This window comes from Thermogemmatispora tikiterensis (assembly GCF_003268475.1).
Taxonomy (GTDB): Bacteria; Chloroflexota; Ktedonobacteria; order Ktedonobacterales; family Ktedonobacteraceae; genus Thermogemmatispora; species Thermogemmatispora tikiterensis.
On the sequence record NZ_MCIF01000002.1, the window covers coordinates 2,527,585 to 2,538,669 of the forward strand.

The following is an 11,085-nucleotide window of genomic DNA, read 5'->3' on the forward strand; positions in this document are numbered from 1 at the left end:
CCAGATTCTCAAGCGTGACGCCCCGCGCAACAGCGTGACGATCCGCTTCTATTACCTTACCAATGCCGATATGCAGGCCCATGTAGTGGCGGCAGTGATCTGGAACAACCGCGGACATGTGCCAGCCTGCGGTATCGGGATCTCCGCTGAGCTGAATCTGGAGCTGGCGATGTACAAAGCATATCTGGAAGCAGCCGCCATTCCTCATCTGGCTCTGATGGCCTTCGTGGAGATGACCAGCGCCACAAAAGGCAATGGCATCGATCCTACTGCTATCTATAATCTGGATACCAATGTGATGTACTACGCCTATCCCGAGCACCGCCGGCTGATCGAAGAGAAGTTTACGAGCAGTCAACGGATCAAAGCCAGCGAACTTCCTGCCGACCATCAGGGCGGAGCCGAGGAGGGACTACAGAGAGTACTCAACGAGTTCAGGAGAACAGGCAAGCGTCTGGCCTTGCTTGATCTGAGCAGTCCAGAGATTGAGGATCTCCATTTCCATGTTTTCCGCTTCTACTCACCGGATACACTGGGACTCTGTCTTCCCTCGGCTCCCCAGCTCGCCCATCGCCGCTATCAGGCCTACGGAGGAGCGACTCATGAACGGCCTCATCCCTATCCCTGAACTGGAAACCAGCCTGCTGGCAGCGCTCCTTCTGCTACACGCCAGCCCGGTCATGCTGGCCAATCGTCTGGCCGCACTCCTGGAGCCGATCAGACGAGTCTCCCCACTCTGGCTGTATGTTGTCGTGCTAGGGATGCTCATCGGAGGTGATCTGGTCCTCATCTCTCCAGATCTGCACCGGATCGCCTGGCCGACGCAGGCACTGGCAGTAATAGTGGGGCTGCTCGGGGGCGAGTTGGGCTTCTGGCTCGATCAGGTTGTGACTACCTTGTTGCGTAAGGCGAGCAGGGACACGTCTCGACCTCTTCGGCGCCTTCCTCCCATTCTCGGGCCCTCCCCCAGCTGGGGGGCTGTATTGTCCCTGAACCCACTGCAAGCAGCAGATGCAACGGGGAGCACAGTGACGCGGACCTTGCTAACGCGAGGCGAGTTTCTGCCCCCATTGGTTGTGGCTGTGGGTATCCTGGAAGAGATTGCCTATCGCTGGGCCTTCCCCTGGCTGCTCGGCTTTGTGCTTCCCTGGCGAGAACTGCCCGGCCTACTCTGCGGATTGATGATTGCCAATCTCTTTTATGGCCTCATCCACCTCTCTTTCGGTAGCAGGACCATCTTCACAAGATGGCTGCTGGGCCTCCTCTTCGCCGCTCTGGTCCTGATGAGTGGTAGTGTGCTGGCGGCCAGCATCGCCCACGGCCTCTTTAACTGGTTGGCTATGAAGGCGACACTTGCGGAGCGCAGGCGCCCAATCACCTTTGTGAGAAGCCACCCCGGAGGATTCTAATGTCTCCGACTCCTCTCGCCGCACTGAGCGCTCTCGGCTGGATCCTGGCTGCCTTGCTGCTGCAGTATGTTCTCTGCCGCCGACTCATCATGGCTACAGCTCGGCACCTGGCAGAGCAGCTGCCGCTCAGCTTCCATTACCCAACCCGGGACGTTGCTCTCACCCTGGCGGTTGCAGGCGCTGGGTTGACCGCCCTCGGCATCGCCTGGGCAGTCTCCTGGGCAAATGGCGAGAACCTGCTAAGCCTCTTTACCGAGCATTTGCTGCCGCTGCAACTGCCAATTGGCATTCTGCTTGGCCTGGGAGAAGCTTCGGTCTCCATGCTACTGAGCTCGCTGGCCCTGGCCGTTTTCCGCCCGTGGCGCCAAAGGCAGATAGGACCTGATCTTATCAACGAGCTGCGCACCATCGGGCGAGCTGGCTGGGTCCGAGCCTATCGCCAAACGCTCCAGATCTGGCCGGCGCCCCTCGGCTGGGCAAGTATTGCCCTGGCACTGCTGGGTGAAGAACTGCTCTTTCGTGGCCTGGCAGTTCGTCTGCTGGCCCCCGAAGGCTTCCCCTTCGCGCTCGTGGCCTCCACCTTTCTCTTCGTAGCTGTGCAAGCGCAAGGCATGCCTTCGTGGTTCAGCGCGCTGCCAGCCATGTGCGGTGCACTCGTGATCGGTCCGATCAACGCCTGGTTATTCATGACCGTTCCCAACATTCTTCCCCTGGAGATCGCTCATCTAACCTTTTTTTGCAGTCATGATTTTATAATCTCTCCGCTACGCTGTAGCTAGCCAGAGCGGGTGACAGGAAGGAGAAAAAGGAGCGACATCATGGCTGAGACCCTTGAAAGGCGAAGAATGTCAATGGAAGTGAGCGCTGAACCGGCTGTCACTCAGTTTCGGCAGCCAGTGATTCTTCTGGATCAGGTGACCAAGTACTACGGAAATGTTCAGGCACTGCGCGGGGTGAGCCTGCGCATCGAGGCAGGTGAATCGGTGGCGCTACTCGGCCCAAATGGGGCCGGCAAGACGACTGCGATTTCTCTGATGCTCGGTCTGCTGCGCCCATCAACGGGGCATGTGCTGCTCAACGGTGGCGACCCAACAATCCCCGCGGTCCGGCGCGCTGCGCGCCTGGGTGCCATGCTGCAGAACGCCCGCGTGATCGATCTGGTGCGCGTACGCGAGCTACTCGATGTCTTCCGCAGCTACTATGATCACAGTCTTCCAACAGATGAGCTACTTGAGATCGCGCAGCTACATGATAAGCAGCATAGCTACACCCAGCATCTTTCGGGTGGAGAGCTACAACGTCTGCTTTTTGCTCTGGCCCTGGCGGGTGACCCGCGTATCCTCTTTTTAGATGAGCCAACCGCGGGCATGGACGTCGCCTCACGGCGTCGCTTCTTGCAGTGCATCCGCGAGCTTCATCGCGATGGACGCACGATTATCCTGACAACGCATAACTTGGCCGAGGTCGAAGGACTCTCCCAGCGGGTGATCGTGCTCAACGAGGGACGCATCGTAGCAGATGACTCTAGCGAGGCGATTCGCGCGACGGCGAGCGGGCAGTTCGTGAGCTTTCTGGCAGAGGAACAAACCGATCAGCTCCTGGCAGCGATCCCGGGCGTCCTACGAATCGAGCGTCAGGGGCCACGAGTTGTGCTGCTCACCCGAGACAGCGATGCGCTGCTCAAAGACCTGCAGCGACAAGGGATTGCTACCCCACACCTGGAGATCCGCGGAGCCAGCCTTGAGGAGGCCTTCTTAGCGCTGACGAGGAAGGAGGAACAGACATGACCCTGCTAGCTTTGCGTGCCCAGAGCAAGCTAGAGCTGCTGCGCTTTCTGCGCAATGTGCGCGCGCTCTTTTTTACGCTGTTGGTCCCGATCGGCTACTATCTGATTTTCTCCTATGGCTTCGGCAATACTCATGACTTGCAGCTCCACTTTGGTATCGCCATGGCCGGCTTTGGCACTCTCGGCGTCTCACTTGGCACCCTGGGATCGCGCCTTGCTCAGGAGCGCCAGCTTGGCTGGCTGCGCCTGTTACAGACAACCCCGCTCACGCCTCTGACCTACTTTGTTGCCAAGGTGATCGCCACCTTCAGCATGGCCGGTCTTACGATTATCGGCGTGCTGACCGTAGCGCTACTAGAGGGATTACGAGTCGACAACTACTGGGCGCTGGTGACCTCGGCCCTCATTCTATGGGGCGGCTCACTGCCTTTCATTGCGCTTGCCTTTGTGATCGGCTCCTGGACCGATGCCGAGACTGGCTACGTGGTCAGTATCGGTGTCTATCTTGTGCTAGGTTACCTGGGAGGCTTGCTGCAACCACTCCAGTTCATGCCGAGTGTTCTGCAAGACGTTGCTCGCTGGCTTCCCTCTACCCATTACTTCTTGCTGGCGTTGCGCCCCTTGCAGGCGGCCTCCTCTGGCTCAGCTCTCGAAGATGTGCTGATCCTGCTGGTTTATACCTTGCTTTTCACGGCCTTGGCCATCTGGAGCTATCGCCGCGCCGGAACGGCAGACCGGTAGGAGGCAGGAGCGACTCGCTTCCTCTGACCGCTACTGGCGGGCTTGGTCTTTGATCCAGCCGCGGGCCCGCGCCAGGCGCAGCATTTTCTCTTTACCGGAAACGCCTAGTTTTTGTTGGAGATTACGCATATGCGTTTTCACAGTGCTCGGACTGAGATAAAGGCGCTGCCCTATCTGACGGTAGGATAAGCCTTCAGCCAGAAGGTTCAGCAGCTCCCACTCGCGTGCCGAGAGTGCGGCACGTTGCTGCCAGTTATACTCTGCTTCTTGTAGGAGGCACCGAAGGCAGCAAGCGAACTGAGCCGGGTCAGCCATGTGAGGATGCTTGAGGGCTTCAAGTGCGCTCTCCAGCCGCTGACGATGCTGGTCCAGCTTGACGCCGTAAGCAGCAAAGGCGGTCTCCAGAGCCGCCAGTAGCACGGGGACCTGTACGCCCGGTAGTGTATCGTGGATCAGAGGAGACCCACTAGCTAACGTCACATTCGGACCACAGTACGGTGACAGAGAGAGGGAGCTCTGCAGAGAAGCACTCTCTCTGTTCTCAGTGGCTTCAGGCCTCAGCGATTCGCTCAACTGAAACGCGGGAGAGCCTAGCTGGAGAGGCGAGTTACTCTGGTTGCTGAAGATGAAGGCCAGGAGATGCCGACGGCGCCTCAGCAGGAGATGCAACCCCGCCGTGAGACTGATAACCAAGAACCAGAGTAGCATCGAGAGCCAACTGGCGGGAGGCTGATTGGTCGAGAGCCGGAGGAGCGCTATGATTAGCTCGCTCCAGCAGAAAGTGAGCAGCACGATCAGCGCGCCTACCACTCCATACGCGATTGCCCATCCATAGGCTGGCAGGAGGAAGGCTGCGGCGGCAAGACTCGATGGCAGGGGGGCAAAGAGCAGGTTGACAGCGACGCAGAGAGCAAGATCAATGGCCAAAGCCAGAGGCCACAGGCGGCGGGCCTGTGTCCTCCAGTAGCAGACTACCAGAAAGGTGAGAAAAGCCCACAAGCAGAAGGTGATCCCCAGAGCGATGGCCCAGAAGGCAAGGGGAGAAGGGGTGACTTGCAATGAGAGCAGGGTACCTATTCCCGCAATTGCTCGCAGGAGCGTAAGCATGTAGCAGTGTCTGAGCTGCAGGCAAGACTCAGAAGTGGTCATCGTGTTCTGGCCAGACATCTTTTCCCCCCGGGATGAAGGAGTTAGAAAGCCAGTGAGCAGAGAGTACGGCCCAAGTGTCCTGGCGTGGAAGTGGAGCATAGTGATGAAGCCTGCCACCTCCGCTTCCTCTGCTGCTTTGGTGCTCAGATGGGAGGCGTGCTCGGGCAGAGAAGATTACCGAGCCAGCCAGCCTGACAGGCTCAGTCCCCGACCTTGTCCGAACTGACGAAATACCTGTTTGAGATCTGAATGAGACCGCTTCTTGATCCAATCATATGTCCACGGGACCCTCTGCTGAGGAGTCTTCTCCCCCAAAGTGGTCTTATGCTCTACCCCCATTCCGATTCTGATTCTGAACAAATGAGGGGCTAGGGATGACACTAATAGTATAGTGAATGGAAGACAGTTTTTCCAGGCAATCTTCTCCTAATGCAAGGCCTGACCTCGCATTCCCTAATGACCAGGTTTGACCTCAGACAACAGGTAAAGAAAAAGGGTCCACCAGAAAAGCCAGAGGCATGGAGACAATAGATCAAGAAGCTCCCTCCCCCAATCGGTAGGCAGCGGCACTCTTCTGGACCTCGGCGAGGATGCAGGCTTTCCCGCCGAGGCACCTGCACTTCCTCGTATCAACCCACTGCCTCCAGGGCTTCCACCAGCTCCACCAGCCGGCCTGTGGGCGTGAGCTGCTCTCACCACCGACGCGGGATTCCAGGCACACTCGCGGTGGCGAGGAGCCGCTCATACGGCGCAGCTGGCGTCTCCCCCTGCCAGCCATCCGTAGCCACGACCTCGACTCGCGCGCCATAGCCCGCCGCCTGCAGCCGGGTCCGCGCCTGCTCTGCCAGCTCTTCCTCCACCTCGACCGTCCAGACCTGCCCCGTTGGCCCCACCAGTTCTGCGAGCAGCGCGGCATTGGAGCCGGTGCCTGTCCCGATCTCCAGCACCCGCTGGCCCGGCTGCACTTCCAGCAGGCGCGCCATCGCGGTCGGCGCGCTGGAGGAACTGACCGGCAGACCCTCCCGCAGCCGGGTCACCAGAGGCACATCGCGCTAGATCGCCTCGACCCACGCTGCCCACTGCTCCTGGGCCTCCTGGCCCTGGCCCTGGCCCGCCTCGCAGCGCTGCCAGCGCCTCGGATGGCCAGCGGAAGGGACCGGTGTGTCAAAGGTCATCATGCCACCTCCAGGCTGGGGACAGGAACCGGTCTGTCAAAGCTCATCATGCCACCTCCTCTGGATGGGCAAGCAGCCTGGCCATCGCTTCCGCCTCCTCTTCCCGATTTAGAGCCAGGGTGGCGGGTTCACGACGATACGATCCAGCCGAATCCGGCAGGACTGCCATTCCTCCTCCGACAGGGTCACCACCTGATCCGCTTGCAAGACCCATTGCCCCCCGGGCTGCTGCAGACAGAGCACGACCTCTACCTTGCCGGGGATCGCCCGCCACAGCAGCGCCTGGCCATGCGGCGTCTCGATCACAAAGGGCTTGCGGTTGAGTGGCTGGCCAGGTTCCCTGCTGACCACCCGTGCCAGCCGCGCTCGGGCAATCTCAAAGTCCCGGTAGGGACTCTCGTGCTCCCAGGGAGCCAGAAACGGGCGGTAGGGCGTCGGATCAAGCGCCTCTTCTTCGCTCAGCAGCTCGTCTCCAGCGACCTCGCGAAACTGCAGCGCATACCGCTCAGCCATTGGGGGTCCTCCCAGGCCAGGAGGCGATGGAATGCTGTCCTGTCCCCAGGCAGTCACTCCTCATCCTCATCCTCCTCGTCTGGGGACGGTCGCTCTTCCCCTTCATCGTCCCCGCCTGGCTCTGGAGGCGGGTCCGGGACATCGAAATAGCCCGCTGCCGGAGCATCATAGTCATCGTCACCCTTCCCGCGTGTGAGCTGCACCACCGATCCGATCTCGACCAGCAACGGGTCTCCCGCCAATGCTGCTGCTTCCCCCTTCGGCTCATGGGGGGGAAAGGGAGCCGGCTGCAACCACGGAAATCTCATCAGATCCTCCTTTCGAGCAGTCATGTGAGCTTTATTCCATCCACTGGATGAGCTGGTCAGCACCGCTCGCTCCAGTCTGCCTGCCCGTCTTGCCTCGCCCGTTTCCCAGCAGCCCCACAGGGGCTGCTGGCAGCCTGGCCACTGCTTCTGGCCCTCCTCCTGCGGCTCCTCCCTGGCGTACCCAGAGCGCGAGCGCCAGGCTACTCAGCACGATCGGTTGGGTCACCGTCAGGAACGGAAGTCGGTCCAGCTGGACTCGCAGGCACTCACGATCCAGATAGGGGTCCAGTTCTCCTGGCCCTGCACGCAACTCATCTTGCAGCCATCCTCGCCGCTCCCACAGCGCGCGAAAGATGGCCCGAGCGATTCGCCCTTTGGTCGCTCGCACGCGGACTGGCTCGGGCAGGTGCCCACGCATGGCCTCCCGGAGCAGTCCCTTGGGAGGCTGCCCGTGGGGAGCAATCAGCGTCAACGGGATCGCGAGCACCTGCTCAATCACTCGCGGGTCGGTATAGGGATCGGTGCTCGTGAGCCCGGCCTCCACCAGCGGACGGGCTGCCGCTAACGCGGCGGTCTCGGCAAATCGGTCGATCCAGCGCAGCCATTCCCACACCTGGACAGGCCCCCGCTGTCGGCAGCGCTGACGCTCCGCTTCCTCGACGGCCAGCACGCGCTGCCACACCTCTGGTCGCAGCCAGGGAGCCAGGGGACGTCGATGCCAGGGAGCCTCCGTGGATCGCCAGAGCGGAGAGCCACGGGTCAGCAGGATCTGGCCCCATGACATTCCCTGCCGATGCCAGAGCCACAGAGTCTGCCACACGATCCCCAAGGCGTGCTCTTGCCAGCATTCCCGCAGCATGGTCCTCCACGCCGGGTCCCAGAGCGCATCCCCAAAGGTCCCACGCAGGTACATCCGAACCCGCCGGCTCCGCGCGAGCTGGCCCAGACACCGATACCAGCTGCCGAAAAAGAGCACAGCCGTCAAGGGCACCGGGGCCAGCCGGGCAAACTGACTGGCTTCCTGCAGGAGAGGCGCCTCGTCTCTACCAGCTTCCTGGCCGGGAGAGCCAGTCTCACCCTGTCATAGCCTGGCACTGGCAGGACCGGCATAGGACCAGCCAGTCAGACAAGCGCAAGCAGTCAGGGAGTGGCGGGCCGCTCAGACGGGCCAGTACTCTTGCCCTAGCAATGGCCCCCTGTGCTTGCATTCCCCCAAAGCGGCGCCTATAATAGGTCTGTCTTTCGACGAGGAGACCAGAAGAGGCCGGTCTGGAGCTGGCCCGCCTGCCAGCGAAGCCAGCCCCCTGGGGGAACCTCGTGCACTGTTCGCCAGGGCGAGGCGCTGCGAAAGTGCCCGGTTGCCAGATACCAGCAGACCCAGTCCGCATCCAGATCACAGGGGCCATTGGTGGCTTGCAAGAGCCAGGCGGGATCAGAGGCCAGGATAAGCGTCTGCCCCCAGACCTGATAGAAGAGAGGGCGCAACCCAAACGGGCTGCGTGCTGCCAGCCCGAGCCGGCGTTCTTCATCCCACCACACACAGGCATAATCCCCTTCGAGCCGGCGAAGGTTCTCCTCTCCCCAGCAGCGGTAACTCCACGCCAGGTATTCCAGATCCGACAGTCTCGCAGGAACTGCATGGTGGACCCGAAGTGCCTCCAGCAGGGCACTCCGATAATAGAGACGACCGTCGGCCGCGACCCAGAGCGAGCGACAGGACCCCCAGGATCGCGGGCAGGCTTCGTGCTCAAGAGCTTGCCAACACCAGCAGCCATGACTCCGCCACGAGAAGAGCTGGTCTCCACGCTGGCGCACCAGGGCCCCAATCTGCAGCCAGCGGGTGGCGTCAATGGGGGTCTCTGCCTCCGGAGGATCCGGGTCCAGAGACGCCCAGAGACAGAAGCCACTCATCGGAGCTCCTCCTTCCTCGACTGCAGCAGGTCTCGTCCACTATGAAAGATGGGCTGCAGTCCAGCAAGCATTGCCCTGTGGGCCAGCCACCCAAGCCCTGCCTTCCAGAAGAGGGGGCCATCAGGTCCTTCCACCCAGGCATGGGCCGTAAAGGGAGCCGTCGAGACCCCCAGCACGACGTGCGCACTCATCCCCCGCTTGCGAAGGAGCCACCAGAGCGCAAGACTTTGCTCCAGGCACGTGGGTGGCGCCTCTGCACCAGGCTGACCCGTCGCACCCAGCGACACAGGTCCCTGACCAGCGGACGCGCGGCCCTCCCCATCTGGTCCGAAGCTGTTCCTTGCAGCGTCTGTCCCACGGCGATGACGAGGAGCAATCCATCCGCCCGGCGGAGCAGCCATCGAATCCCCCCCAGGGTGAGCCAGGCATCGAGTGGCTCCCAGCATGAAGGACAGCACCGCAACACCCAGAGCAGGAAAGAGGAGATCCCTCGCCTGGGACGAGGCAGCTCCGGGTCATGCAGCGCCAGGCGGACCATCTCTTGCTCAAACCGACAGACCGCTTCCTTCGCCTCTTCCTCTCCGATCCCTTGCTGCTGTAACACAGAGACCAGCTCCTGGCCTCGTTTGCCCACCTGGAGCGCTTCCCAGAGGGACCAGCCGCGGGGAGTGAGGCCAAGATAGCGTCCGCGGCACAAGTCTAACAGGACTCCCCCCTCAGCTGTGGGGGTAGCAAAGATCAGCGGGAGAGGGACAGCTGCCCGCTGCCCCGGGCTGGCCACACCTGTCTGTTCTGCCTGTCTCCTCACTTCAGCAGCACACACGGCAGTTCTTGCCTCCTTCCTGGCCTTTCCCTGCTCAACTCGCTCCTTGCCCGACGCCCTCACGGCGTGGGGCCGGGCTTGCCCCGCCTGGGGCCCTCCAGCAGCGCACGCAGCCGCGCCACCTCGGGTGCGTCCCCAAATGGGGAAGCGCTCAGCCGCTCCGTGAGCTGCTGCAATCTCGCCAGATTCACCTGACTCTCGATCTGACGCAGCGGCTCGACCAGATCCAGCGCTAGAGCCGTCCCCATCTCATCGTCTCCCAGCTCGATAGAGGCCCACGCCGCCTTCTCCAGTATAGAAGAAGATCTGTAACCCTGCAAGTGCAGCAGCGGAAGGTGTTCTTCCACTCTGTTCCGAAAGGAGGATCACGCTCTGCTGCTCCCTTGAGGTCGCTCGGGCGGAGTGGGAAGAGCAGATCACCAGCAGCTGGGTGCAAGCGATGGAGTCACCAGGCAGCCAGGACAGGCGGAGCACAGAAAGGGCAGAAACTTATACCAGAAGCTTTACAGAAAGGTCATGTTCCTCTCCCTCCGATCTTCCTTTGTAGAACGGGGAGCAACGATCTCCACTGGAAACAGCGCCAGCTCGCAAGGAAGCTGCCCCCCAGGGGTTCAGCGATCGACCAGGAGCGAGAGCAAGAGGAAGGGGGAGCAGTATCTCATGGCAACTGCTATCCAACCTCTGTCGCCTGTTGAGAGGCAACGGCCTGCGGCCCTCACCAGCGCTGCAAGGGCTGAGGCCTCCAGCGCTGACGTCCGCTCTTTTCCCGTTCCCGTCACGCTCCCAGCCCCGAGGCCAGGGGAGACACGGGCTTCTCAGAGGAGGTGAGGGATGCCCTGGTGGTGGCACACGCGCCGCTCGGCTTCCGATCGGCGCGCCGGCGCTTCGAAGACATGCCCTTTTTTCTTCCCAAAGACCAGCAGGAGCTGAACCGGCTCGACTCTCAGCACGCTGTGCTCCGCCAGGTCTTCCGCGACAGCGTGCTCGCCCCCGTGCAGGACCTGCTGCACGAGGGCACCGTCGTCCTGGACGTGGGCATCAGCCCCAGTCGCTGGGCCTTCGAGAGAGAAGCCCCCGGCGAGACCTCCCTCCCTTCTTGCCTCTCATGCGCGACTGCTGTATCCTCTTGAGTCAGAAGAGCTACATATTGGCATCTCGCTGTCATGCCTGCCACACCATGACAGAATAAGCAAGCGGAGAATTGAGGTGTGTGATGGAGAGCACGTCCTGCGAGCGGGAAACGAGCCCCCTCTTTCGCGTCTGGCTCTGT

General features: G+C 61.5%; 16 protein-coding genes. 6 read left to right on the top strand and 10 right to left on the bottom strand.

The window, feature by feature from the left end; translation table 11 throughout:
- The 5 genes from A4R35_RS10250 to A4R35_RS10270 form a co-directional block, all read left to right on the top strand.
- Window positions 1–628, top strand: a 628-nt coding sequence (locus tag A4R35_RS10250; RefSeq protein WP_189361631.1) for a YcaO-like family protein, incomplete at its 5' end; no start/stop codon positions are given.
- A complete protein-coding gene (locus tag A4R35_RS10255) occupies window positions 603–1,409 on the top strand; it encodes a CPBP family intramembrane glutamic endopeptidase (protein ID WP_189361633.1) in 807 nt (268 codons plus the stop codon). The genes A4R35_RS10250 and A4R35_RS10255, both read left to right, overlap by 26 nt.
- Window positions 1,409–2,188, top strand: a complete 780-nt coding sequence (locus tag A4R35_RS10260) for a CPBP family glutamic-type intramembrane protease (protein ID WP_112429033.1) — start codon at window positions 1,409–1,411, stop codon at window positions 2,186–2,188. The genes A4R35_RS10255 and A4R35_RS10260 overlap by 1 nt, the downstream gene beginning before the upstream one ends.
- Before the next feature lie 39 nt (window positions 2,189–2,227).
- Window positions 2,228–3,196, top strand: a complete 969-nt coding sequence (locus A4R35_RS10265) for an ABC transporter ATP-binding protein (protein ID WP_112429035.1) — start codon at window positions 2,228–2,230, stop codon at window positions 3,194–3,196.
- Window positions 3,193–3,936: an ABC transporter permease gene (locus A4R35_RS10270; RefSeq protein WP_112429037.1), complete on the top strand. Its 744-nt coding sequence runs from the start codon at window positions 3,193–3,195 to the stop codon at window positions 3,934–3,936. The genes A4R35_RS10265 and A4R35_RS10270 overlap by 4 nt, the downstream gene beginning before the upstream one ends.
- Window positions 3,937–3,966: 30 nt before the next feature.
- Here A4R35_RS10270 and A4R35_RS24685 read toward each other — a convergent pair whose 3' ends face one another.
- From A4R35_RS24685 to A4R35_RS10310, 10 genes are all read right to left on the bottom strand, one after another.
- Window positions 3,967–5,103, bottom strand: coding sequence for a LuxR C-terminal-related transcriptional regulator (locus tag A4R35_RS24685; RefSeq protein ID WP_223258285.1), 1,137 nt, complete (start codon window positions 5,101–5,103; stop codon window positions 3,967–3,969).
- Window positions 5,104–5,777: 674 nt separating this feature from the next.
- Entirely contained in the window at window positions 5,778–6,131 is a 354-nt protein-coding gene (locus A4R35_RS10280; protein ID WP_112429039.1) for a protein-L-isoaspartate O-methyltransferase family protein, read from the bottom strand.
- 6 nt (window positions 6,132–6,137) lie between these two features.
- Window positions 6,138–6,263, bottom strand: a complete 126-nt coding sequence (locus tag A4R35_RS24990; RefSeq protein WP_262982326.1) for a hypothetical protein — start codon at window positions 6,261–6,263, stop codon at window positions 6,138–6,140.
- Between the two features lie 105 nt (window positions 6,264–6,368).
- Window positions 6,369–6,773 carry a hypothetical protein gene (locus A4R35_RS10285; protein WP_146747174.1) on the bottom strand — a complete coding sequence of 135 codons (405 nt, stop codon included), beginning with the start codon at window positions 6,771–6,773 and terminating at the stop codon, window positions 6,369–6,371.
- Between the two features lie 53 nt (window positions 6,774–6,826).
- A complete protein-coding gene (locus A4R35_RS10290) occupies window positions 6,827–7,081 on the bottom strand; it encodes a hypothetical protein (protein WP_112429043.1) in 255 nt (84 codons plus the stop codon).
- Window positions 7,082–7,112: 31 nt separating this feature from the next.
- A complete protein-coding gene (locus tag A4R35_RS10295; RefSeq protein WP_317615974.1) occupies window positions 7,113–8,072 on the bottom strand; it encodes an asparagine synthase-related protein in 960 nt (319 codons plus the stop codon).
- Between the two features lie 233 nt (window positions 8,073–8,305).
- Window positions 8,306–8,992 (bottom strand): class II glutamine amidotransferase domain-containing protein, encoded by a 687-nt coding sequence (locus A4R35_RS10300; RefSeq protein WP_112429047.1) that lies wholly within the window; start codon window positions 8,990–8,992, stop codon window positions 8,306–8,308.
- Window positions 8,989–9,183, bottom strand: coding sequence for a hypothetical protein (locus tag A4R35_RS25290; protein WP_223258286.1), 195 nt, complete (start codon window positions 9,181–9,183; stop codon window positions 8,989–8,991). Before A4R35_RS25290 ends, A4R35_RS10300 begins: the two co-directional genes overlap by 4 nt.
- The gene (locus A4R35_RS24270) at window positions 9,180–9,815 is read right to left on the bottom strand and encodes a PqqD family protein (protein ID WP_189362316.1); all 636 of its coding nucleotides are present in this window, start codon (window positions 9,813–9,815) and stop codon (window positions 9,180–9,182) included. The genes A4R35_RS25290 and A4R35_RS24270 overlap by 4 nt, the downstream gene beginning before the upstream one ends.
- A 59-nt stretch (window positions 9,816–9,874) precedes the next feature.
- The gene (locus tag A4R35_RS10310) at window positions 9,875–10,063 is read right to left on the bottom strand and encodes a hypothetical protein (protein ID WP_146747176.1); all 189 of its coding nucleotides are present in this window, start codon (window positions 10,061–10,063) and stop codon (window positions 9,875–9,877) included.
- Window positions 10,064–10,654: 591 nt separating this feature from the next.
- Between A4R35_RS10310 and A4R35_RS10315 the strand changes: the two genes are divergently transcribed.
- A complete protein-coding gene (locus A4R35_RS10315; RefSeq protein ID WP_223258287.1) occupies window positions 10,655–10,945 on the top strand; it encodes a hypothetical protein in 291 nt (96 codons plus the stop codon).
- Window positions 10,946–11,085 lie beyond the last annotated feature (140 nt).